This window comes from Lutibacter sp., from assembly GCF_013041805.1.
Taxonomy (GTDB): Bacteria; Bacteroidota; Bacteroidia; order Flavobacteriales; family Flavobacteriaceae; genus Lutibacter.
In genome coordinates this window covers 1-24,974 of record NZ_JABDRI010000059.1, presented here as the reverse complement: position 1 = coordinate 24,974, position 24,974 = coordinate 1, and the positions used below count along the sequence as shown (strand labels likewise).

Here is a 24,974-nt window from a genome sequence, read left to right as displayed (position 1 = left end):
TCTCTGGTATTACATAATGAGGGCTTATTTAAAAATTGGTTTATTTTTTTTACATAAAAAAATAACGATTGTGGGTAAAGAAAACATACCTAAAGATGGACCTATTCTATTTATTGCCAATCACCAAAATGCTCTTATAGATGCTATTCTAATTCCAACAACTACAAAAAGAGAAATTCATTTTTTAACTCGAGCAAGTGCATTTACGACTAATCTTATTTCAAAATTTTTAAAATCTCTAAATATGATTCCCGTATATAGAATTAGAGATGGGTTTAATACGATTGAAAAAAATGTTTCCGTTTTTGAACAGTGTTTCGATATTTTAAAAAATGAAGGAGCAGTTGAAATATTTGCCGAAGGAGCACATCACCTAAAAAGGCAAATTATGCCATTAAAAAAAGGGTTTGCTCGTATTATTTTAGGAACACTTCAAAAATACCCACATCTAAACATTCAAATTGTTCCTATTGGAATAAATTATGATTCACATTTGAATTTCCCAAGTAGTGTTTCCATACACTATGGACAACCCATTTTGGCAAATAACTTTGTCAATACTGAAAATCCAGATCTACGCTTTACAGCCATTATTAATGAAGTTACTATTGCTCTTAAAAACTTGACCCTTCATATTAAAGATGATGCCAATTATGACGAAACTATTTCAAAATTAAACTCAGCTAATGTTGACTTTACAAACCCAATTGAAGCTGCTGAATTACTACAAAATATAAATTCAATTTCAGAAACCAAACCAACAAAGAGTAGCGTTAATTGGTTCTTTCCAATTCATTTAATCACTAAATTAAATAGCATACTTCCTTTACTTATTTGGCTATATTTAAAATCTAAGATCTCAGATATTGTTTTTACAAATACCTATAGATTTGCTCTAATTTTGACTGTTTTCCCTTTATTCTATATTATTCAAACACTAATAATCTATTACTTTTATAATAGCTATTATGCTTTAATTTATCTAGGAATAAGTATTCTATTAGGAATTATTTCAACCAAAACAATGTCTATTAATAAAGAATAGCATCTTGAATGTACTGCTGAATTTCAGTTCTTATATTTTTTCTAATTAAACCCATATTATCAGCCGTTGGATATACTCTATTCGATAAAAATATATAAATGATTTCTGTTTCAGGATCAGCCCAAGTATAGGTGCCAGTAAAACCGCTATGTCCAAAACTTTCATCAGAAACACACCCACAAGTTGCTTTTTCTCTTTCACGTATTTGAGGTTTATCAAAACCAATACCTCTTCTCACTTGATTATTTGCATAATACCGATGATTAAATTTATCAATAGTTTCAGATTTAAAATAGCGTTTACCACCATAATAACCTTTTTGTAAATATAATTGCATAATCTTAGCAATATCATTTGTGTTTGAAAATAAACCTGCGTGACCTCCAATACCTTTTTGGAAGGCCGCTCCCAAATCATGCACATAACCGTGAACTAATTGATTTCTGTAATAATCATCTAATTCAGTAGGTATAATATTCTTCTTTGAAAATTTATTTAATGGAAGATATGTTGTTTGAGTTGCTCCCAATGATTTATAAAAATGTTCCTGTGTCAATTCATTTAAATCTTGTTTATAATAGTTTTCAATATAGTTTTTAAAAATATAAAATGGTAAATCACTATATTTATAACCAACCCTTAACCTTTGCTCAGCACTAATAATACTATCTAGCATGATAGAAGGGTAATCGGTTTTTAAATACATCTTATCACCTACTCTAATACCGAATTCTTCAGTTCTCTTTTGGTTATAAAATTCATTTGAAGGTTCATTCGTTATACTATCTAACGTGTTTATATAAAATGGTATCCAGGATTTTAACCTACCGTAATGAGATAACACTTCCTTTACTGTTAAAGTATCTTTATTTGAATTTTTAAACTTCGGAATTAAATTACCTAAAGTGGTATTCAAATTAAAAATTCCTCGTTCTTCCAACTCCATAATTAAAGGCAATGAAGCCAATATTTTTGTTAAAGAAGCGATATCATACATGTCATTATTCTTTACCATTACTTGCTTTTTGTTCGTGTGATAACCAAAAGCTTTTTGGTATACAATTTTTCCTTTTCTGGCGACCAAAACTTGCATTCCCGGAGCCATTTTTTCTTCCAAAACAATTTGAGCAATAGAATCAATTTTCTCTAACTTCTTAGAACTTAGTCCAACATCCTCGGGTATTGAATATGCTAAACGTTGCAATGAGGTAGACAGTAATCCGTGTCCTTCAGAAAATATGTTTTTCAATGAAACTGGTAACTTACCTTTAGTTTCTATCGCTCCAAAAATCATTTGAGCTGAAATTTCTTGAGAAATTTTACTATTTTGATATGATAACAATAACCCGTTAATATTTTCAAATGTTTTTAATTGTAATAAACTATATGGGCTAGCAAAAACATCTAAAATGACAGTATTAGTTCTGGCTATTTCTTGTAGCCAAACCAATTCCTTATCTTTAAATTTATACTCTTTCCAAGGAGTTAAATTAGATTTGTGATATCCTATTATTACTAAATTATATGACTTTAATTTGGTAACTAATTCATCTAAATTTTTGCCTGAAACTACAGTTACATCTGTGTAATTTTTTAGCATATTTACAAAGTCTCTATTTTGAGCATCACCTAATTTTACATACGCAATTTTCTTTTTGTCCAAATTTTGAATTGGAAAAACTAACGACTCATTTTTTATTAATGTAATTGAATTTTCAACTAATTCTCTATGAAGCAATTCATCAGAAATTGAATTTAAATCTTCTTGTAGATTTTCTAACTCCACCAACTTAAATTCACTTAAACCAGCCCAGTATTTAGCCATTAAAACTTTACGAACTGAAAAATCAATCCTTTCTTCCGTAATTATATTCTCATCAATTGCTTTTTTAATTTTGGAAATAGCAGCTGGGACATCTTCAGGAATCAATAAAAGGTCATTTCCAGCTTGCAAAGCTGCTAAATCTATATCACCTGGTTTTGCAAAATTTGAAGCTCCTTTCATATTAAGGGCATCGGTTAGTACTAAACCCTTAAAATTTAATTTTTCCTTTAATAATTCAGTAACCACTTTATACGAAAGTGATGTTGGTAAGTCTTGACTTGGCTCTAACGCTTTAACACTTAAATGTGCAACCATAACGCTAGTTAAATTACTTTTAAAAAGTTGTTTGTAAGGATACAATTCAATAGAATCTAATCTTTCAATGTCAAAATCTAAGACAGGAAGCGTTTTATGAGAATCTGAATCGGTATCTCCGTGACCGGGAAAATGTTTTGCAGAAGCTAATACATACTGACTTTGGATTCCTTTTATAAATGCGGAAGCTTTATTAGTTACGTTCTCTCTTCCTTCTCCAAAAGAACGATTTCCAATTATTGGATTTTCAGGATTTATATTGATATCTACAACAGGTGCAAAATTTATATGAATCCCTAAACGTTTGCAATGTTTCCCAACTTGTTCTCCAAATTTTTCAATTAGTTTATTATTTCTTATTGCTCCAAGTGTCATATTCCAAGGAAAACGATACGTATTTTTTAAGCGCATATCTAATCCCCATTCACCATCAAAACCAATTAACAAAGGTGTTTTAGAAATAGATTGGTATTTATTAGTAAGTTTGGCCTGAGATTCAGGAGTTCCCTGCATAAAGATGAGTCCACCGATATGATGTTTTTTAATTAAATTTTGAATAAAATTTGTGTGGCTAATATCTTTATTTGAATAGGCTTGAACCATGAACAATTGACCTATTTTTTGATCAATAGTCATTTGATCCATTAACGTATCTACCCACTTTTTTTGAGCCAACGAATCCTGAGCGATTAATGGATCCAAATTTTGTGACTGCAAAAAAGCACTAAATAATAGCGCAAATATGAAAAATATGTTTTTTTTCATTTTATCAAAAAATCAAAAAGGTGATTATACTGATTCTACTAAAAAACGTTTGTGCCAACTGTTCTCTGCTGTAACTTCCCAATTCTTAATTAAATCTTCCTTGGTTGTAACCATATTGTTGAATACAACTGTATTTGAAGTTATTTTTTGCTCTTGGGCATATTTTTGAAAATCAGCCATAGAAACAATGTTTATACTATCTCTATGCTTAAATGAAATGTTTAATTTATTGGTTAAATCTAACTGAAATTCGTTCTCTAGTTTTTTTATAAATTTTACTGAAGAATCAATTGAACAACCAGAAACATCATTATAATGCTGGTCAGCAGCAATAATAATAAATTGATTGTATTTAATTAAAAATGAAGCTTTTATTTGATCACCATGTCCTAACCAATCTTCAATAAATTCTTCAACTTTATCACTTATTTTAACAACTTCACTTTCTAAAAATTCTCTATCAGACTGATATATCCATACTCTGGAAGTATCTGCCAAACTTTCAAAATTCACTAACATATTTATAATTTTTGATTGAATTTATTTTTTAAATCATCTATTGTAGTTTCTTTCTTTCTAGGAAATAAACTCTCCTTAATTTCTCCCAAAACTTTTTTTGTATATAATGGAAAATCCGCATTTTGAATCCATGAAAAATAACCCTTATCTTTCTTCAAAATTTCTTTTACTGTTTGATTTTTATATTTTCCAAATGTAAAAATTTCATCACCTTCCACATTGTATTGAATAAACCCTGCAAAATCAGCTCTTTTATTAAATGTTGAATATTCATTTAAAAAATTAACATTATTTTCTAAATCATCATACTTATCTAATTGTGCTTTTAAAATTTCATAGGTTGCAAGAGTATCCGCTTCTGCCGAATGGGCATTTTCCAAACTTTTATCACAATAAAATTTATAACCTGCACTCAGCGTTCGTTCCTCTTTTTTATGAAAAATAACCTGAACATCAATAGCTACTCTATTCTTCATGTCAAAATTTACATTGGCACGCAACATTTCTTCAGCAAGCAAAGGAATATCAAATCTATTCGAGTTAAATCCAGCCAAATCACAACCTTCAATAAGCTCACTCACTTGTAAAGCAAGTTCGTTAAATGTAGGTTCAGTAACTACTCGTTCATTAGTAATTCCATGAATATCTGAAGCTTCTTTTGGTATTTCCATTTCTGGATTTACTAACCACGTTTTACTTTCTTTATTTCCATTTGGAAATACTTTTAGTATTGAAATTTCAACAATTCTATCTTTTGCAATATTAATACCTGTTGTTTCTAAATCGAAAAATATAATCGGTTTTTCTAATTTTAATTCCATAGTAAATTTTAAATAATCGAGATGTAAATATACAATTTGTAATGTACGATTTATGCTTTAAAACAAGTAGTTTTAAAGACTTTTTAACAAATATTTAAGTTACTCATTTTGAAGTTGTTTTTTATAATTTTCAATTTCAACTTGGTATTTTTGAGGTAATTCAGGTTCTTTAAAATTGTATGTTTTTAAAGATTCTAAAATAGTTTCAGCTACTAATAATCTTGCCGTTGACTTGTCATCTGCAGGAATTATAAACCATGGTGCATTTTCTTTTGAAGTCTTATTTAACAAATCTTCATAACAAAATTGATAAGCATCCCAAAGCTTGCGTTCTTTCAAATCTCCAGGCGAAAATTTCCAATTTTTTTCTTTTAAACGCAGCCTCCTTAATAATCGATTCTTTTGTTCTTCTTTGGATAGATTTAAAAAGAATTTTAAAATTATTGTACCATTATTTACAATATGACTTTCAAAATTATTTATTTCTTCCATTCTGTTATTGAAAAAATCATCATTTAAGACCTCTACACTAGTTGCTGACGGAATATTCTCACCAACAATATACTCAGGATGTACACGCGTTACTAGTACATTTTCATAATGGGTTCTATTAAAAATTCCTATTTTACCTCTCCCTGGTAATGCTATGTAATGACGCCATAAATAATCGTGTTTTTTTTCTAATTCTGATGGCACTTTAAAACTATGCACATTAATACCTTGCGAATTCACATCTTTAAAAACTTCTCTAATTAAACTATCTTTTCCTGATGTATCCATTCCTTGTAAACAAATCAAAACAGCGTATTTGCCTTCAGCATACATAGTATTTTGAATTTTACTAAGTTCTTTCCTAATTTTATTTAGCTTTTTTTTGGCATTTTTTTCAACTAGTTTCGTACTGTATTCTTTTAAATTAACCGTTCCTTTTACTAGGTATTTGCTCATTCTAAAATATATTTAATTAATTGACTAAAATTCTATTTGCATCGAAAATAATAGAAATTAAATAATCAGTGAAATTTTCTAACCATTTTGTTCAAATATAAATTAAATATTTCCTCATATTATTAAGTTTATTCTTCTCAAAGCTAACTCTAATATAGTCGCATATATCAACTTCAAATTGAAATTTGTTACAAAAAAATCACCAAATATGTATGACATTTATCACAGATTGACATTTATCATAGTTATTATAACGTTTTCGTAATATCTTTGAGGATAATAAAATTACAACGTATTATTTATATATAAAATTATTAATATGGCAAAAGTTAAAGGAGCAATTGTAGTTGATAATGAAACATGCAAAGGATGTGAGGTTTGTATACCTGTTTGTCCTGAAGATGTGATTAGTATGTCAACCGAAGTAAACAGAAAAGGATATCACTATGCATATATGAGTAATCCTGAAGCTTGTACAGGTTGTACAAACTGCGGAATTGTTTGCCCAGATAGAGCAATTTCTGTGTATAGAGTAAAAGTTCAAGCATAATTAATAAACGAATTAGAATGGCGGAATTAAAATTAATGAAAGGTAACGAAGCATTAGCCGAAGCTGCGATAAGAGCTGGTGCCGATGCATATTTTGGTTACCCAATTACACCACAATCTGAAGTTATTGAATACTTAATGACAGAGCATCCCGAGGATAGAACTGGGATGGTTGTGTTACAAGCTGAAAGTGAAATTGCAGCAATAAATATGGTTTATGGCGCTGCAAGTACAGGTAAAAAAGTATTAACTTCTTCATCAAGTCCAGGTATATCTCTAAAATTAGAAGGTATCTCTTATTTAGCTGGAGCAGAATTACCCGCAGTTATCGTAAATGTTGTACGTGGTGGTCCTGGATTAGGTACCATACAACCTTCTCAAGCTGATTATTTTCAATCGGTTAAAGGCGGCGGGCATGGCGATTATAAATTATATGTTTTAGCACCTTCGTCTGTGCAAGAGATGGCAGATTTTGTTGAAGACGCATTTGATATTGCTTTTAAATACAGAGCTCCTGTATTAATTCTTTCCGATGGGTTAATTGGTCAAATGATGGAGAAAGTGAACCTAAAAGATCAACAAGAAAGAATGTCAAATGAAGAACTTATTGAAAAATATGGGGATTGGGCAGTAACAGGTAAAACAAACAGAGAGAGAAATATTATTACCTCTCTCGATTTACAATCGGAAAAAATGGAAGCAAGAGTTCGTAGATTAATGAAAAAGTACGAACAAATGGAAAAAGAGGACTTGCGCTTTGAAAAAATTATGTGTGATGACGCAGAGTACCTTATTGTAGCTTATGGTTCAAGTGCACGAATTAGTCAAAAGGCTGTTGAGTTGGCTCGAGAAAAAGGACTAAAAGTTGGTCTTTTACGCCCAATTACATTATTCCCTTACCCAAAACAAGAACTTTTTGAACTAGCAGATCAGGTTAAAGGCGTATTAAGCGTTGAATTAAACGCTGGTCAAATGGTTGAAGATGTAAGAATGTCAGTTCAATTTAAAGTACCTGTTGAACATTTTGGAAGAACTGGTGGTATCATTCATACTCCAGAAGAGATATTAGAAGCATTAGAACAAAAAATTATAAAATAAATGGACGTATTAGATATTATAAAACCCGAAAATCAAGTTTTTTGTAAAACAAAATTAATGACAGATACACCATTATCTTATTGTCCCGGTTGTGGTCACGGTACTGCTCATAATTTAACAATGGAAGTGATTGATGAAATGGGTATTTCAGAAGAAACAATTGGCGTTGCACCTGTTGGATGCTCAGTTTTAGCATACGATTTTATGAATATCGATATCACACAAGCTGCACACGGTCGTGCTCCGGCAGTAGCAACTGCAATTGCAAGAACTTGGCCAGAAAAATACGTATTTACGTATCAAGGTGATGGTGATTTAGCAGCAATTGGTACTGCAGAAACTATTCATGCTTGTAATAGAGGTGAAAATATTGTCATTATTTTTGTAAATAATGGAATTTATGGAATGACAGGTGGTCAAATGGCTCCAACAACTTTAGAAGGAATGAAATCATCAACATCACCATTTGGTAGAGATATTTCAACAATGGGTTCTCCATTAAAAATGACAGAATTAGTGGCTAACTTACCAGGTGTATACTATGTAACTCGACAAGCAGTCCACAACCATAAAAGTGCAAGAAAAGCTAAAAAAGCCATTAAAAAAGCATTTGAAAATACTCGATTAAGAAAAGGACTTTCATTTGTTGAAATTGTTTCGAACTGTAACTCAGGTTGGAAAATGACACCCAATGAATCTAATATTTGGATGGAAGAAAATATGTTTCCTTACTTTCCGCTTGGAGATATTAAAGTTGATGGTAAATTAAAATAAAAATTATGACAGAAGAAATTATTATTGCAGGTTTTGGTGGTCAAGGTGTACTATCAATGGGGAAAATATTAGCCTATTCTGGAATTATGCAAAATCAAGAAGTAAGTTGGATGCCATCTTACGGACCGGAGATGCGCGGTGGTACTGCAAACGTTACGGTAATTTTAAGTGATGAAAGAATAAGTTCTCCCTACTTAAGAGTTTTTGATACTGCTATTATTTTAAATCAGCAGTCCATGGATAAATTTGAAGATGAAGTTAAACCAGGTGGTGTATTAATCTATGACCCGAACGGAATTTCTCATCATCCAACAAGAACTGATATTAATATTTTTCAAATTGAAGGTACTAAACTTGCTTCTGAGATGGGAAATAAAAAAATATTTAATATGGTAGTATTAGGTGCATTTTTAAAAATAAAACCAATTGTACAATTAGAGAATGTTATTTCAGGATTGAAAAAATCGCTATCTGAACGATATCACCATTTAATTCCTTTAAATAAAGAAGCTATTACTATGGGAATGAATAAAGTCACCTCGTTAAAAGTTACTGAAGATATTTCATAGCGTAGATTTTAATTGTTTGTTAGTATTAAATTCGATTACTTTGTTTTTTTAAAAACAGTGTAATCGAATTTTTTATGGCATCAATATTAATTACAGGAGGAACAGGTTTAATTGGAAAGCAATTAACATCTTCATTACAAAATAAAGGGCATAAAGTTTCTATTTTAAGTAGAAATACTTCTAAAAAACCTAACGTATATCAATGGAGTATTAACGATAGTTATATTGAAAATGAAGCAATTCTAAATGCAGATTACATTATACATTTGGCCGGAGCTGGGATTGCAGATAAACGTTGGACAAAAACCAGAAAGAAAGAATTAATTGATAGTCGAGTTGATTCTACAAACTTATTATTCAACAAAATACAAGAACTAAACCATAATTTAAAAGGATTTATAGCAGCTTCAGGTATAGGCTATTATGGAGCAACTACCTCTTCAACTATTTATTCTGAAAAGGATGCTCCTGGAAATGATTTCATAAGTAAAATTTGTAAATTATGGGAAAAGGCATCTTTGAAATTTTCAACAATTGATGTAAGAACAGTTATTTTAAGAACTGGAATTGTACTTTCTAATAAAGGTGGTGCATTACCAAAAATTGTAAAACCAATTAAACTTGGATTCGGTGCAGCACTAGGAAAAGGAAATCAATATATGCCTTGGATTCATATTGATGATTTATGTAATATGTATGTAGAAGCTATTGAAAATAATAAAATTGAAGGTATCTACAATGCAGTTTCTCCATCCCATGTTAATAATATTGAATTAACTAATATAATTGCCACTTACCTAAAAAAGAAGATCCTACTACCAAATGTTCCTTCATTTGTGTTTAAGATTTTATATGGCGAGATGTCTAAAATTTTATTAGAAGGAAGTAGAGTCTCTTCAAAAAAAGTTGAAAAAACTGGGTTTAAATTTAAACATAGTAGTACTCAAGATACCATTAAAAACATACTTACTAATTACTAAAGTTTTATTAGTAAATTTTAGTTTTGAAGTTTAAAATTTCGTTTTATTTCTTGAAATGGACTATTTGAGTTGATTAATTTTTTAATAATTCTTTTTCTTAAAACTTCAATAGTTACATCATAATACCTTGCCCATTTTTCATCTTTAAAAAGTGATTTTATTTCTTTTTGTCTTTTAAAGGCAAAATCTAAAGTCATTAAATAGTTTTGAGCACTATCATTTTCTAATTTATAGGAAATTTTGGATATACCTCTATTGTAATCAACTTCAAGATAAAAACTTTTTCTATTAGAATCTAAATTGAAGAAACTAAACCAATTGGCATAACCAACATAGTAGTATTGGTTTTTATAATCCTCAATCCCTTCTATGTTCCATCTACAGTTTGCAACTCTTCCCCAATGGTTAGAATAACGATAAACACCATCTTTTGTATAGTGATATAAACTTTCTGATTTACTTTTATAGTGAATTGATTTTTCGTTAAAAAAATCTATTTGAACCATTTTAAATTCGCAATAAGTTCTTTTATGAAAATTTAATTTATTGAAGTTATTCAAAGGTTAATTAAATTAATGTTTCAGCAAAAATATTAATTAACTAGATTTGATACTATTTCTTTAACAGGTAAAATTTGTTTGGTATGTTCAATACTTGGACCGGCCACCCAAACTGTTTTATATGTTACTTTGGTTGCAGCATTTGTAACTGCATTAGTTCCAACCATAAAACGAATCAATTTTATCCATTTCTTTAATTTCTTATTCTTATTTAAAAATGATTCTATCCAAGATTGTTTTGTACCAATTTTTTGAACATATGGTGTATTTATAACAGTACAAGGTGTACCTGAAATACGCTCTGTCATTACAATATTATCAGCTCCATTATCAATACATGCTTGCTTATACTCTTCGGTTACATTGGCCTCTACCGAGGCTATAAAAGGGCTGCCTATTGAAACACCTTCAGCTCCATAACTCAGCATTGCATCCAACTCATTTTTAGACCCTACACCTCCAGCTGAAATAATAGGGATACTACAATGCTCAACTAACTCTCTGATTAATTTTTCTGGGGAAATATTTCCTCTATGCCCTCCTGCTTTATTATTTACCGCAATAATTGCATCTGCACCTAATTCCTCAACTTTTTGAGCAAATTTTAAATCGGTTACATCACAAAAAACTTTAATATTTTTTTTATGCGCCTGCTTTATTGTCTCTTCTGGACTTCCTAAAGATGTTATAATAAAATCAGCTCCATGCTCACAAATAACAGCTAATTGGTCTTTATACTTAAGATTAGATTTATTAACAATAAGGTTAAATCCAAATGAGCCTCCTTCAACTTTTGCAGATTTCAACTCTATAATTGCTGCTTTCAATTCATCCAAAGTTCTATAATTTAGAGCTGGTATACAACCTGCAATACCACTTTCCATAGCTTCAATAACCATTGCGGTATTTGATACTAAAAACATTGGTGCCATAATTATAGGGTGCTTTATATTTAACAGCTTTTTAAGTTTCATAGTTTTCATTTAGATGATTTTTTCAAATATAGTAATTATTATGCACGCATAACAATCAAGTTTAAAACAAAAAAGCACTTTCAAATTGAAAGTGCTTTTTTATAATTATTTAAAAGAAAATTAATCCTCTTTTACCTCTTCAAAGTCAACATCTTCTACATTGTCTCCTTCAGCTTTTGGCTCAGTACTTCCAGCATCTCCTGTTGGAGCTCCAGCTCCCTGTGCTTGAGCATCTTGTTGTGCTTTGTACATTTCCTCACTTGCAACTTTCCAAGCTTCATTTATTTTCTCCATCGCTGCATCAATTTTTCCAAGATCTTTAGATTCGTGAGCTTTTTTCAACTCTTCTAAAGCAGCTTCAATTGGTCCCTTTTTATCTGCTGACAATTTATCTCCAAACTCTTTTAACTGTTTTTCTGTTTGAAAAATCATAGAGTCAGCACCATTAATTTTTTCAGCAGTTTCTTTAGCCATTTTATCTGCTTCAGCATTTGCTTCAGCATCAGCTTTCATTTTTTCAATCTCAGCATCAGATAATCCTGAAGAAGCTTCAATTTTAATGTTTTGAGATTTTCCTGTAGCTTTATCAGCAGCGGTTACGTGAATAATACCATTTGCATCTATATCAAAAGTTACTTCAATTTGAGGAACTCCTCTTTGTGCTGGTGGAATATCTGTTAATTGGAAACGTCCCATTGTTTTGTTATCTGCAGCCATAGCTCTTTCACCTTGTAATACATGAATATCTACGGATGGTTGGTTATCTGCTGCTGTTGAAAACACTTGTGATTTTTTAGTTGGAATTGTTGTATTTGCATCAATCAACTTCGTCATTACATTCCCCATAGTTTCAATACCTAATGAAAGAGGTGTAACATCTAATAACAATACATCTTTCACATCACCAGTTAAAACACCACCTTGAATTGCAGCACCAATAGCTACAACTTCATCAGGATTTACACCTTTTGAAGGGGCCTTTCCGAAAAACTTTTGAACTGCTTCTACAACTGCAGGAATACGCGTTGACCCTCCAACTAGAATAATTTCATCAATATCTCCAGTTGATAAACCAGCCGCATTTAAAGCTGTTTTACAAGGCTCAATAGTTCTTTTTACTAAATCGTCAATTAACTGTTCGAATTTAGCTTTCGACAAAGTTCTAACTAAGTGTTTTGGTCCACTTGCTGTAGCAGTAACATAAGGTAAATTAATTTCAGTACTTGCAGAAGAAGATAATTCAATCTTCGCTTTTTCAGCTGCTTCTTTTAAACGTTGTAAAGCCATTGGGTCTTTACGTAAATCCATTGACTCCTCTGCTTCAAATTCTGCAGCTAACCAATCAATTATTTTTTGATCAACATCATCACCACCTAAGTGTGTATCTCCATCAGTTGATAATACTTCAAAAACACCATCACCTAATTCTAGAATAGAAACATCGTGTGTACCACCTCCAAAGTCAAATACAACAATCTTTTGGTCTTCACCTTTTTTATCTAAACCATAAGCCAATGCCGCTGCAGTAGGCTCATTAATAATTCTACTTACTTTTAATCCTGCAATTTCACCAGCTTCTTTAGTTGCTTGGCGCTGCGCATCATTAAAATATGCCGGAACTGTAACAACAGCTTCAGCAACTTCAGTTCCTAAATAGTCTTCAGCCGTTTTCTTCATTTTTTGAAGAATCATTGCTGAAATTTCTTGTGGTGTATACAATCTTCCATCAATATCAACACGAGGTGTATCATTATCACCTTTAACAACTTTATAAGGTACACGTTCTGCCTCCATTTTAGATTCAGAATACTTATTACCCATAAAACGTTTAATTGAATAAATTGTTTTTAAAGGGTTTGTTACTGCCTGACGTTTTGCAGGATCACCTACTTTTCTTTCACCACCCTCAATAAATGCAACAATAGAAGGAGTTGTTCTTTTACCTTCTGCATTTGGAATTACAACAGGCTCATTTCCTTCCATTACAGAAACACAAGAGTTGGTAGTTCCTAAATCTATTCCTATAATTTTACTCATAACTATATATTTAATTTTTTGTTTTTATTATTTTTTAAACTTACAACTACAAATAGTCAATGATTATGCCATTGAAAAAAATATGTCAAGTTGTCATAATTTCTATAAATCTCATGTTTATTTGTCATTCAATCATTTGTAAATTAAAAATTGCTTCTATAATTGACATCATATTTAACAAAAGCATATATTTACGACCAACAAAATCTAACTAAAAAATGGAGTGTATTTCAATATTTGATATGCTTAAAATAGGTATTGGACCTTCAAGTTCTCATACCTTAGGACCATGGCGAGCAGCAGAAAGGTGGATAAATCACTTAAAAAAAGAAGAGTTATTTGATGCTATTACTTCAATAAAAGTGGACTTATACGGTTCCCTTTCGTTAACAGGAAAAGGTCACGCAACAGATTTAGCCATTCTTTTAGGATTAGAAGGTAAAGACCCCGAATATATTCCTGTTGATGAAATTGAACCTTTAATAGAAAAAATTAAAACAACCAATAAAATTAATTTTGGGGAACTAATTAACATAGATTTTAACCCTTCAAAAGACATCGTATTTAATAGAGAATTTTTACCATTTCATGCAAATGCAATTAAGTTTACTGGATTTAATATGAGTGTAGAAATTTCATCTGACACCTATTACTCTATTGGTGGTGGATTTGTTGTTAGGGAAGAATTAATTCACGCCAAAGAGAATATCAAAATTTATAAAACATTTCCTTACCCCATTCAAAAAGCAAAAGAATTAGAAAACTACTGTAAGCAAGGACAATTAAAAATTTCTGAACTTGTTTTAGAAAATGAAAAATCGCTTAGAAATGAATCTGAAATTGATTTTGAGATAAAAAGAATTTGGGATACCATGCTTGAGTGCATGTACGTAGGATGTCATACTGAAGGAATATTACCTGGAGGCTTAAAAGTAAAACGACGTGCATTTGAAATGCATAAAAACTTAAAAAGTAATATTCCTTATAGCTCTCCAAATGAATGGTTAGAAACTATAAGATCTACTGAAGTAAAATTCAGACAAATCTTAAAATGGGTTAGTTGTTTTGCTTTAAGTGTAAATGAAGTAAACGCTTCACTAGGAAGAGTTGTTACTGCACCAACCAACGGAAGTGCAGGAGTTATACCTGCCGTTTTAATGTATTATTTGGTTATTGAAAATCATGAAGCAAATTTTAATGAAATAAAACAATTTTTATTAGTTGCAGGAGAAATGGGAAGCTTATTCAAAAAGGGAGCTACAATTTCAGCAGCAATGGGTGGTTGCCAAGCAGAAATTGGGGTATCATCTGCAATGGCAGCAGGTGCATTGACTGAGTTGCTAGGAGGAACACCTGAACAGGTTTTAATGGCAAGTGAAATTGCCATGGAACATCATTTAGGATTAACTTGTGACCCCATAGGTGGATTGGTTCAAATACCCTGTATTGAACGAAATGCAATGGGTGCAATTAAAGCCATAAATGCAGCAGAACTAGCTTTAAATACTGATTCTATTCATGCTAAAGTTCCATTAGATAAAGTGATTGAAAGTATGTATGAAACCGCTAAAGACATGAATTCCAAGTACAAAGAAACCTCTGAAGGTGGTCTAGCTGTAAGTGTAAATATTGCAGATTGTTAAAATAAAGTAGCTTGAAACAAATAATATTTTTTATATTTGAGTACAAATCAATAGTATTAATAAAAAAATTCATTACTCATGAGTAAATTCGATGAAAAAATAGCACTTTATCAAGGTGCAATGAAAGATTTAGGTATTAGCTTTAACGCTGATTTATTTGCAAAAGTTACTAAAGGTTTAGGACCTTCAATTTACAAGAAAGACGCAGAAACTGTTTCTGGATCTGACGCTAAAGAATTAGCTACTGTAAAAAACAACTTCCTAATGAAAAAATTAGGCCTATCTGATGGTGCTAAATTAGATAATGCTATCGAAGCCGTTATGGAAAAAATGGGAAAATCTAATAGAAATAAATACAGAGCAATTGTATACTATTTATTAGTAAAAGAATTAGGTCAAGAATCTAAATACTAAAAAATTACATTCTTATTTCAATAAAAAACCTGCAGTAGCAGGTTTTTTTTATACAAATAATTGAAAATTTTAATCATCAACTTCATCCTCAGCAATCCCATCAAAATCATTATCATAAGCATCATCAAAATTATCTTCATCAGCATCATATTCTTCCATTGTTTCTTCCAACTTTAAGCTTATTTTTACAAGGTAAATAGTATCATCTGTTTTTACTTCAACTGCTCTAACAGTTTCACCTTGAGCATTCTTAAATGTAATTATATCTCTATAGTTATATCCCTCTGGAAATTTTTCAACCAATAAATCTAAAATATCACTTGTTAATTTACTGTAATCTACAATAACTCTTTTCATATTCTAAAATTACATATTCAATAAATAGGCAAAAATTAGTGGTGCTACTATTGTTGCATCCGACTCAATAATAAATTTTGGTGTGTTAATATCTAATTTACCCCAAGTTATTTTTTCATTTGGTACTGCACCAGAATATGAACCATAACTTGTTGTTGAATCAGATATTTGACAAAAATAACTCCAAAATGGAGTGTCAGTTCGTTCCATGTCTTGATATAACATTGGTACCACACAAATTGGAAAATCACCAGCTATTCCTCCACCAATTTGAAAAAAACCAATTCCATCTTTAGAATTTTCAGAATACCAATCAGCTAGAAATGTCATATATTCAATTCCAGATTTCATAGTACTCGCTTTTAATTCTCCTTTCAAAACATACGAAGCAAAAATATTTCCCATTGTACTATCTTCCCAACCTGGAACAACCATTGGCAAATTAGCCTCTGCTGCAGCAATCATCCAACTATTTTTTGGGTCTATCTCATGATATTGATCTAGTACTCCTGAAAGGACCAATTTATACATAAATTCATGCGGAAAATATCGTTCCCCTTTCTCTTCTGCATCTTTCCAAATTTTAAAAATATGCTCTTGTAATCTTCTAAATGCTTCTTCCTCTGGAATACAAGTATCAGTTACTCGATTTAACCCTTTTTCTAATAAGTTCCACTCATCTTGCGGAGTTAAATCTCTATAATTTGGCACTCTTTTGTAGTGAGAATGTGCCACTAAATTCATTATATCCTCTTCTAGATTTGCACCTGTACAAGAAATAATTTGAACTTTATCTTGTCTAATAATTTCTGCAAATATTTTTCCAATTTCCGCAGTGCTCATAGCTCCTGCAAGGGATACGAGCATTTTAGAACCTGATGCTAATTGATTTTCATACTCTTTAGCTGCATCAACAATGGTTGCAGAGTTAAAATGTAAATAATACTTCTCAATAAATTGAGATATTTCGCCTTTTTTAGTCATAATCTTCGTCTTCGAATTTTCCTACTTTATTATTTGAATTTGAAAAATCAGTATCAAACTCTTCTTCTTTATCTATTTGCTCATTAAATTTATAGCTCAACATTTTATAATAAAGTTTTGCTGCTAAAAAGTCTGATGATTTATCCTTTTCATTCGGACATAATTCAACAATGTCAAACCCTACAACATTTTTTTCTTCAAAAACTTTCTTTAAAAAATCTAATGTTTCATACCACAATAAACCACCTGGTTCTGGTGTTCCTGTAGATGGCATTATTGATGGATCAAACGCATCTAAATCAATTGTAATAAAAACATTGTTTGTCATTAAATCAATTGCATTTTCAACCCAGTAATCATCTGTTACCATTTCGTGCGCAAAAAATACTTTTTCTGTATCCATTACACTTGTTTCCGACTTGTCCATGCTTCTAATTCCTACTTGAATTAAATTGGTATTTTGGCTTGCTTCATAAACCGCACAGGCGTGATTACAACTTGAGCCTTCGTACTCTTTTCTTAAATCAGCGTGTGCATCAATTTGCAAAACTGTTAAATTGTCAAAACATTCATTAAAAGCTCTTATTGAGCCTATTGATATTGAGTGTTCACCTCCAAATAACGTTACAAATTTATTTCTGTTGATATATGATTTTGTCGTTTCATGAACAGCCTTAGCCATTGCTTCAGGTGAAGAATTTTCTTCTACTGGATCAGCTAGATAAATACCGTTTTTATATACTTCAGAATTCGTTTCAATATCATATAACTCCATATTTTCAGAAGCTTCTAAAAAGGCTTCCGGGCCTTTATTAGCTCCTTTTTGCCAAGTGCTTGTACCATCATATGGAACCGGTATTAAAACTACTTTTGACGTTTCAATTTTTGAGTACTGTTCAGGAATTCCTGCATACGTTTTTTTATTCATAACCTAAAATTTTCAAAAAGTCTTTTGCTGTTTGTTGTTCTTTAAAAATAGAATGTTCTAATTTTCCTTCTTCGTTTTTCGAAATAATTACATGTTTTGGCTGAGGAATTAAGCAATGTTGCAAACCCCCATAGCCTCCCAAGGATTCTTGATAAGCCCCCGTATTAAAAAATCCAATATACAAAGGCTTATCATCTTTATAAGTGGGTAAATAAATAGCGTTTATATGTTGGTCTGAATTATAATAGTCATCACTATCGCAGGTTAACCCCCCTAATAAAACACGTTCATAATTATCATTCCACCTATTTAAAGGTAATAATACAAAACGTTTATTTATAGCCCAACTATCTGGTAATGTTGTTATAAATGATGAATTTATCATATTCCATCGCTCTCTATCATTTTGTTTTTTTTGATATAGTACTTTATAAATACTTCCTCCACTTTCACCAACTGTAAAACTTCCAAATTCAGTAAAAATATGTGGTGTTTGGACTTCTGCTTCATCACAAGCTAATTTTATTTGATTGATAATTTCATCAATCATATACTCATAATCATAATCAAAAGCCAACGAGTTTTTTATGGGGAATCCACCGCCAATATTTAAACTATCTAACGAAGGGCAAATTCGTTTTAAATTAATATAAACTTTTAAGCATTTATTTAATTCGTTCCAATAATATGCATTATCCTTAATACCGGTATTGATAAAGAAATGCAACATTTTTAAATTTACCTTGTTGTTTTCTTTAATTTCTCTTCTATAAAAATCAACTATATTTTTATACCCAATTCCTAATCTCGAAGTATAAAACTCAAATTTAGGTTCTTCCTCAGACGCAATTCGAATTCCAATATTTATTTTCTTTCTAATTCCTGTTGTTAATAAATCAATCTCTTCATAATTATCAATAATCGGAATACAATTTTTATGACCGTCATTAATTAATTTTTGAATTTTGCTTATATAATGTTCTCGCTTAAATCCATTACATAATATATAGGTTTTATCGGAAATTTTGCCTTCTAATTTTAACTTTTCTAAAATATCAATATCAAAAGCTGAAGAAGTCTCAATATGGATATCATTCTTTAAAGCTTCATCTAACACATGTTTAAAATGAGAACTTTTTGTGCAATAGCAATAATTATATTTGCCTTTATATTTGTGCTTGCGCATAGTTTCCTTAAACCACCCTTTAGCTTTTTGAATATTCTCACTAATCTTAGGTAAATAGGTAAATTTTAAAGGTGTTCCATATTCCTCAACCAATTTCATGGTATCTACATCATGGAAATGTAAATTTTTTTTAGCATCAACTTTAAATTCTTCTTGAGGAAAATCAAATGTTTGATTTATTAAATCAATATACTTAGTGTTCATTATTAGATTTTAATTTTTAAACTTAAATTTCAGCTTGTAATTAAGCTGATAAAACATCGAACAATTGATATACCTAAACTCTTAATACTAAATATTTGCGTTGATTATTAACAACCTTAAAATAGTTGTAAAAACTAAAAATGTAGTAAATAGAAGTTATCATTTGTCTTAATTTTTCGTTGTGCTTCCAAAACACATAGCAACTTAAAAACTTCTTAATAAAAAAGTTACGACCGAAAAAATATAAATTTTTCAACGTTAATTAAAAATATAACGCAACAAACATATAGAAAAAAACAATACAATTGAAAAAAAACGAAAAAATTATCGAGTAAAAACTAATTCTTTTGCATTAGATAGATTTTGATCAAATGCATAGCCTTCATAATTAAAGCCTTTTAAATCTTCAACATTTTCAATATTATTGTCAATAATATAACGTACCATTAAACCTCTGGCCTTTTTCGCAAAAAAACTAATTATTTTCAGCTTGCCATTTTTATAATCTTTAAATACTGGAGTTATTACCGGTACTTTCAATAATTTAGGTTGAATCACCTTAAAATATTCGTTACTTGCTAAGTTTACAAAAACCTCATTATTATTTAGTTCCCTATTTAGAACATTGGTAATAGACTCATCCCAAAATTGATAAAGATTCTCTTTTTTTCCAACTTTTAATTTTGTACCCATTTCCAACCTGTAAGGTTGCATTAAGTCTAATGGTTTTAATAACCCATATTGTCCAGATAAAATTCTTAATTTTTGCTGAAGCTGCTCTATTTTATCTTCTGAAAGTGAATAAGCGTCTAACCCAATATAAACATCCCCTTTAAAGGCAAAAACCGCTTGTTTTGCGTTTTCTAAGGTAAATGGTAATTGCCAATCTTGATTTCTTTGCCAGTTTAATTCTCCTAATTTTTCCGAAATACTCATTAAATCAGAAAGTTTCTTTGGTGATTTCTTTTTTAAAACAGCACTTAATTTATCGGCTTCATTTAAAAAAATTCCTTGAGTGAATTTTGAAATTGGAGCTTGAGTTTCAAAATCTAGCGATTTGGCTGGTGAGATTACAATTTTCATTTTATACTTATTGGTGAATTAAACATTATATTTAACAAATTTAAGATTTTATGGAGTTATTCTCGTTAAAAAATAATATGATAATCCTATTCTAGGATAAACTTAACTTATAATAATTCATCCATAAATTGCTGCATTTTTTCAAATAACAAACCTACATGAATTCCGTCCATTAATGCGTGATGCACTTCAACTGAAAACGGCATAATCTTCCGCTCATTAACTTCCTGAAACTTCCCAAAAACTAGTTTAGGAATTCCAATATTCTTTTCATTTCCATTACGTGCATGTTTAAAGCCTGTAATGGAAACCCAGGGAATGGTTGTGCTGTGTGCAACGTCTAAATCATACACGTGAGAATCATTTAAAGCCCCACTTCTATGATCGTTTAATACTTTTGATCCATTTTTCATAAACTCCATAAAAGTTGAAGCAGTTTCAAAATGACAAAATGAAAAAGTATTATCATTATTTAATACCGTAGAGTCAATATGTACTTTGTCAAAGGCTAATACTTTTCCTTCTTTCAAACGCAATCTAAAAGCTGGAATTTGGTTCATTGCCTGATTAGCAGTATACAAACCTGCAAGAAAAAAAGATAAATTATTCTTTTTGCAGTAACTATATAAATTAGTTACATCTAAAGTTGCTGTGATATTAAAAAAAGGGTCTTCATAATTTTTAAAAAAGTTATACTGTTTTTTTCGGTCCCAATTCTCTAAATTAATTTCTTTCATCATCTATTTTTTAAGAAGTAAAAATTCAACCAAAATTATTTATTTTCTAAACTTTAAAAAAGTAAAATTCGCTAATCAGCAAATAAAGTTAATTAAAACAAATTTTATCTAAATGATAAACATCCTTAAAACTCTTTTACTTTTTTTTCAAATGACTTTCAATATCACTTATATGAACATTAAGTGCTTGAGCCGAAATTTGAATTTCTTTTATTAAAAGTATTAACGATACAATTAGTAAAATCAATGCAATTCCAAATACCCAAACAGCAATCATTTGCTGATGAATATAAATGAGAAACATGGTAAAAACACATAAAAGAAGACTTGAGATTCCAAATATCTGCATCCAACGAGTAAGATTAATTCGAAGTTTGAGATTTTTAATTTGATGAATTAATGATTTGTCATTTTTTTTTAAATATTCACTATGCAAATTTCTTATAACTGCTGCATAGGCCAAAAACCTATTCGTATAAGCAAGCATAATTAAAGATATTGCAGAAAATAACAGTGCTGGTGTAGTTAATGTAAGTTCTTCCATAAATAAATACTCTAATGATCTACCTTTTGATTCACTGTATATGTTCTCCATTTTTCTAAACACATCTCTATATCTTGAGGTATTTCAGAATTAAACCTTAGAAATTCGTTGGTTGTCGGATGCTCAAAACCCAAGGTTTTTGCATGCAGCGCTTGTCTCGGCAGTACTTTAAAACAATTTTCAACAAATTGTTTGTATTTTGTAAATGTGGTACCTTTTAAAATTTCATGACCTCCATAACGTTCATCATTAAAAAGTGTATGGCCAATATGTTTAAAATGTGCTCTAATTTGATGAGTGCGCCCAGTTTCTAACTTACATTGAACAAGAGTAACATAACTAAAACGCTCCAATACTTTGTAATGCGTAACTGCATGTTTACCAAAATCACCTTCCGGAAAAACACTCATTTGAAGTCTGTTTTTCAAACTTCTTCCTATATTTCCTTCTATTCTACCTTCATCTTCATCAACATTTCCCCAAACTAAGGCATAATATAAACGTTCAGTAGTTCTATCAAAAAACTGTTTTGATAAATGTGCCATTGCAAATTCAGTTTTTGCAACTACTAATAAACCACTTGTATCTTTATCTATTCTATGAACCAATCCTGGTCGTTCATTCGAGTTTGTTGGTAAATTTTCGATATGATGTATTAACGCATTCACTAAAGTTCCACTATAATTCCCGTGGCCTGGATGAACAACCATTCCAGCCGGTTTATTTACCACCATAACTTGGTCATCTTCAAATACAATATCTAATGGAATATCTTCTGCAACTAATAAATTTTCATGTGGCGGATGCGACAAAACAACACGAACAACATCATTTGGTTTTACTTTGTAATTTGATTTTACAGGAATATCATTTACCAAAACATTTCCTGCTTTTGCTGCTTGCTGTATTTTATTTCTTGTAGCATTTTCTACAAAATTCATTAAAAATTTATCAACTCTTAACGGCTCTTGCCCACTATGTGCCACATATCTAAAATGTTCGTAAAACTCTTCCTTTTCTAATTCTTCAACATCCATTAATTGCTATTTGCTATGCTTGGTTTATACTGCCCACTTCCTTTTCCATTTCCTAATTTTAATGTAATTACTGAGTTTTTCGGAATTTTATCACCAGCTCTTAAATCTTTGCCATTAAATTGCAATCCTCTTACTACATCTTTAGCAATATCAGACACATACAATTCTTTTGAGTTCACTCTAAATCCAATAGCTTTGAGTTGAGAATTTGCTTGTCTTTTCGTTTTTCCATATAAATTTGGCACTTGAACATTGGCATAATTTGAAGGATTTAATGTTAAATAAATTTTTCTCCCTTCTTTTACTAAATCACCAGCCTCTGGATTATGAGAAATCACCGATTGTTTTGGATATGAGGGATTATAACTTGCAGAATCAATAACCTTGATACTTAATTCTAATTCACCCAATACTTTTTCAACTTCATTTAAATTCATTTTTTCCAAGTTTGGAACTTCAATTTTTTGATCATGATTCGTGGTAATATCTAACCATTTAACCACTACAATAAAAAAAACACCAAGTCCTACTGCAGCAAATATTAACTGCTTTAAAAATAATTTAGATTTTATAAATTGAAAAATACTCATTTGCTATTTTTTGATTTTGACAAAGATACTTTATAAATACCAACTTCCAAACAACTCAAATTGTAGATTTGTATATTCACTTCTATTTTTTTTAAATGTACTCAACTACTTTAAACTTTAAATATGTAAGTTTGTAATTACGGTTTAACTATTAACATAAAATGAAAAAAAATATTGCCATTATTATGGGTGGTTATTCTTCGGAAGTTGATATTTCTTTAAAAAGTGGTGAAGTTGTTTATCAAAATATTTCCAAAGAATTATACAACACATATAAAGTTCACATTTTAAAAGATAAATGGGTACTTGTTAACGATGACAACATTGAGTTTGTAATAAATAAACATGATTTTTCAGCTAAAATAGATGGTCAAAAAATAAATTTTGATTGTGTTTTTAACGCCATTCACGGGCATCCTGGAGAGGATGGAACTATCTTGGCTTATTTCGATTTAATTGGGTTAAAACATACTTCTGCTCCGTTTTATGAAATGGCAGTAACATTTAATAAACGTGATACCTTAAGCATTGTGAAACAGTATGGTATAAAAACCGCAACTTCTTATTATTTAGATAAAGGTGAAACTATTTATATTGAAAAAATTATTAAAAAAGTTGGATTACCTTGTTTTGTTAAACCTAATAATGCGGGTTCTAGCTTTGGAATTTCTAAAGCTAAAACTAAAGAAGATATAATTCCTGCTATAGAAAAAGCTTTTAAAGAAGATTCTCAGATTTTAATTGAAGAATTTTTAGATGGACCAGAAATTACAATTGGGGTTATAAATTACAATAATGAAATAAAGGTCTTACCAATGACTGAAATTGTTACTGATAATGACTTTTTTGATTATGAAGCAAAATATTTAGGGAAATCGCAAGAAATTACGCCAGCTCGAATTTCAGATGAAATTCACCAAAAATTAGAACGAATAGCTAAAAAAGTATACAAAATTCTAAACTTAAGTGGTTTTTCTAGAGCAGAATATATTTTAGTAAATGATGAACCCTACTTTTTAGAAATTAATATGGTTCCTGGTTTAACAAACGCTAGTTTAATTCCACAACAAGCTGCTGAAGCGGGTATTAGTTTACAAGAACTTTTTCATAACGCCATTAAAATGGCTTTAAAAAATTAATCATGAGAAGAGCCATTTTTCCAGGATCATTTGATCCAATTACACTAGGACATGTTGATATTATTAACCGGGCGTTACCACTATTTGATGAAATAATAATTGCTATTGGTATAAATGCTGAAAAAAAATACATGTTTACACTTAAAGAACGTGTGCAGTTTATTACTCAAAATTATGCAAATGAACCAAAAATAAAAGTTGAAACCTATACCGGATTAACCATTGATGTTTGTGAAAAGTTTAATGTTGATTTTATTTTAAGAGGGTTAAGAAACCCTGCCGATTTTGAGTTTGAAAAAGCAATTGCACAAACAAATAGAAAAATGTCAACCATAGAAACTGTTTTTCT

26 protein-coding genes are annotated in these 24,974 nt (G+C 30.3%); 10 read left to right on the top strand and 16 right to left on the bottom strand.

Annotation, left to right across the window (positions count from 1 at the left end):
* The first annotated feature begins 70 nt into the window (after positions 1-70).
* Positions 71-1,045, top strand: a complete 975-nt coding sequence (locus tag HKP59_RS07795) for a 1-acyl-sn-glycerol-3-phosphate acyltransferase (protein WP_291805326.1) — start codon at positions 71-73, stop codon at positions 1,043-1,045.
* Here HKP59_RS07795 and HKP59_RS07790 read toward each other — a convergent pair.
* The 4 genes from HKP59_RS07790 to HKP59_RS07775 form a co-directional block, all read right to left on the bottom strand.
* A complete protein-coding gene (locus HKP59_RS07790) occupies positions 1,032-3,887 on the bottom strand; it encodes a glycoside hydrolase family 3 N-terminal domain-containing protein (protein ID WP_363289013.1) in 2,856 nt (951 codons plus the stop codon). The two genes, HKP59_RS07795 and HKP59_RS07790, sit on opposite strands and share 14 nt — an antisense overlap.
* 87 nt (positions 3,888-3,974) lie before the next feature.
* A complete protein-coding gene (locus HKP59_RS07785) occupies positions 3,975-4,469 on the bottom strand; it encodes an ABC transporter ATPase (RefSeq protein WP_291805321.1) in 495 nt (164 codons plus the stop codon).
* 2 nt (positions 4,470-4,471) lie between these two features.
* Positions 4,472-5,290, bottom strand: coding sequence for a 3'-5' exonuclease (locus tag HKP59_RS07780; protein WP_291805319.1), 819 nt, complete (start codon positions 5,288-5,290; stop codon positions 4,472-4,474).
* 99 nt (positions 5,291-5,389) lie between these two features.
* Complete coding sequence (locus HKP59_RS07775) at positions 5,390-6,238, bottom strand: PPK2 family polyphosphate kinase (protein ID WP_291805316.1); 849 nt, start codon at positions 6,236-6,238, stop codon at positions 5,390-5,392.
* Between the two features lie 319 nt (positions 6,239-6,557).
* Between HKP59_RS07775 and HKP59_RS07770 the strand changes: the two genes are divergently transcribed.
* From HKP59_RS07770 to HKP59_RS07750, 5 genes are all read left to right on the top strand, one after another.
* Positions 6,558-6,788, top strand: a complete 231-nt coding sequence (locus tag HKP59_RS07770; protein ID WP_291805314.1) for a 4Fe-4S binding protein — start codon at positions 6,558-6,560, stop codon at positions 6,786-6,788.
* 17 nt (positions 6,789-6,805) lie between these two features.
* Positions 6,806-7,885 carry a 3-methyl-2-oxobutanoate dehydrogenase subunit VorB gene (locus tag HKP59_RS07765; protein ID WP_291805312.1) on the top strand — a complete coding sequence of 360 codons (1,080 nt, stop codon included), beginning with the start codon at positions 6,806-6,808 and terminating at the stop codon, positions 7,883-7,885.
* The gene (locus tag HKP59_RS07760; protein WP_291805308.1) at positions 7,886-8,659 is read left to right on the top strand and encodes a thiamine pyrophosphate-dependent enzyme; all 774 of its coding nucleotides are present in this window, start codon (positions 7,886-7,888) and stop codon (positions 8,657-8,659) included.
* Between the two features lie 5 nt (positions 8,660-8,664).
* The gene (locus HKP59_RS07755; protein WP_291805306.1) at positions 8,665-9,228 is read left to right on the top strand and encodes a 2-oxoacid:acceptor oxidoreductase family protein; all 564 of its coding nucleotides are present in this window, start codon (positions 8,665-8,667) and stop codon (positions 9,226-9,228) included.
* Between the two features lie 74 nt (positions 9,229-9,302).
* On the top strand, positions 9,303-10,208 hold the full coding sequence (locus HKP59_RS07750) for a TIGR01777 family oxidoreductase (protein WP_291805303.1): 906 nt from the start codon (positions 9,303-9,305) through the stop codon (positions 10,206-10,208).
* Positions 10,209-10,225: 17 nt separating this feature from the next.
* On the opposite strand, the gene HKP59_RS07745 is transcribed toward HKP59_RS07750, so the two are convergent.
* The 3 genes from HKP59_RS07745 to dnaK all read right to left on the bottom strand — a co-directional run bounded on the left by HKP59_RS07745 (position 10,226) and on the right by dnaK (position 13,779).
* A complete protein-coding gene (locus tag HKP59_RS07745; protein ID WP_291805300.1) occupies positions 10,226-10,714 on the bottom strand; it encodes a hypothetical protein in 489 nt (162 codons plus the stop codon).
* 86 nt (positions 10,715-10,800) lie between these two features.
* A complete protein-coding gene (locus HKP59_RS07740; RefSeq protein WP_291805297.1) occupies positions 10,801-11,751 on the bottom strand; it encodes a nitronate monooxygenase in 951 nt (316 codons plus the stop codon).
* Positions 11,752-11,862: 111 nt separating this feature from the next.
* Positions 11,863-13,779, bottom strand: a complete 1,917-nt coding sequence (gene dnaK, locus HKP59_RS07735; protein ID WP_291805294.1) for a molecular chaperone DnaK — start codon at positions 13,777-13,779, stop codon at positions 11,863-11,865.
* A 218-nt stretch (positions 13,780-13,997) separates the two neighbouring features.
* Here dnaK and HKP59_RS07730 point away from each other — a divergent pair, with 218 nt between their 5' ends.
* Positions 13,998-15,422 carry an L-serine ammonia-lyase gene (locus HKP59_RS07730; protein WP_291805291.1) on the top strand — a complete coding sequence of 475 codons (1,425 nt, stop codon included), beginning with the start codon at positions 13,998-14,000 and terminating at the stop codon, positions 15,420-15,422.
* A gap of 78 nt (positions 15,423-15,500) precedes the next feature.
* Positions 15,501-15,836, top strand: a complete 336-nt coding sequence (locus tag HKP59_RS07725) for a DUF2853 family protein (RefSeq protein ID WP_291805288.1) — start codon at positions 15,501-15,503, stop codon at positions 15,834-15,836.
* Positions 15,837-15,905: 69 nt separating this feature from the next.
* Here the strand turns inward: HKP59_RS07725 and HKP59_RS07720 are convergent, their stop codons facing one another.
* From HKP59_RS07720 to HKP59_RS07680, 9 genes are all read right to left on the bottom strand, one after another.
* On the bottom strand, positions 15,906-16,193 hold the full coding sequence (locus tag HKP59_RS07720) for a hypothetical protein (RefSeq protein WP_291805285.1): 288 nt from the start codon (positions 16,191-16,193) through the stop codon (positions 15,906-15,908).
* Between the two features lie 9 nt (positions 16,194-16,202).
* On the bottom strand, positions 16,203-17,177 hold the full coding sequence (locus HKP59_RS07715) for a deoxyhypusine synthase family protein (protein ID WP_291805282.1): 975 nt from the start codon (positions 17,175-17,177) through the stop codon (positions 16,203-16,205).
* Positions 17,170-18,105 carry an agmatinase gene (gene speB / locus HKP59_RS07710; RefSeq protein ID WP_291805280.1) on the bottom strand — a complete coding sequence of 312 codons (936 nt, stop codon included), beginning with the start codon at positions 18,103-18,105 and terminating at the stop codon, positions 17,170-17,172. The genes HKP59_RS07715 and speB overlap by 8 nt, the downstream gene beginning before the upstream one ends.
* Positions 18,098-19,495, bottom strand: a complete 1,398-nt coding sequence (locus HKP59_RS07705) for an arginine decarboxylase (protein ID WP_291805278.1) — start codon at positions 19,493-19,495, stop codon at positions 18,098-18,100. Before HKP59_RS07705 ends, speB begins: the two co-directional genes overlap by 8 nt.
* Before the next feature lie 324 nt (positions 19,496-19,819).
* Positions 19,820-20,578, bottom strand: coding sequence for a peroxide stress protein YaaA (gene yaaA, locus HKP59_RS07700; RefSeq protein WP_291805276.1), 759 nt, complete (start codon positions 20,576-20,578; stop codon positions 19,820-19,822).
* Positions 20,579-20,685: 107 nt separating this feature from the next.
* Entirely contained in the window at positions 20,686-21,318 is a 633-nt protein-coding gene (locus tag HKP59_RS07695) for a CatA-like O-acetyltransferase (RefSeq protein WP_291805274.1), read from the bottom strand.
* A gap of 133 nt (positions 21,319-21,451) precedes the next feature.
* Complete coding sequence (locus HKP59_RS07690) at positions 21,452-21,859, bottom strand: DUF2721 domain-containing protein (RefSeq protein WP_291805382.1); 408 nt, start codon at positions 21,857-21,859, stop codon at positions 21,452-21,454.
* A gap of 11 nt (positions 21,860-21,870) precedes the next feature.
* A complete protein-coding gene (locus tag HKP59_RS07685; protein WP_291805272.1) occupies positions 21,871-22,896 on the bottom strand; it encodes an RluA family pseudouridine synthase in 1,026 nt (341 codons plus the stop codon).
* Positions 22,896-23,486 (bottom strand): PASTA domain-containing protein, encoded by a 591-nt coding sequence (locus HKP59_RS07680; protein ID WP_291805270.1) that lies wholly within the window; start codon positions 23,484-23,486, stop codon positions 22,896-22,898. Before HKP59_RS07680 ends, HKP59_RS07685 begins: the two co-directional genes overlap by 1 nt.
* A gap of 161 nt (positions 23,487-23,647) precedes the next feature.
* On the opposite strand from HKP59_RS07680, the gene HKP59_RS07675 reads away from it, so the two are divergent.
* Positions 23,648-24,625, top strand: a complete 978-nt coding sequence (locus HKP59_RS07675; protein WP_291805268.1) for a D-alanine--D-alanine ligase — start codon at positions 23,648-23,650, stop codon at positions 24,623-24,625.
* A 2-nt stretch (positions 24,626-24,627) separates the two neighbouring features.
* On the top strand, positions 24,628-24,974 hold a 347-nt coding region (gene coaD / locus HKP59_RS07670), incomplete at its 3' end, for a pantetheine-phosphate adenylyltransferase (protein WP_291805266.1).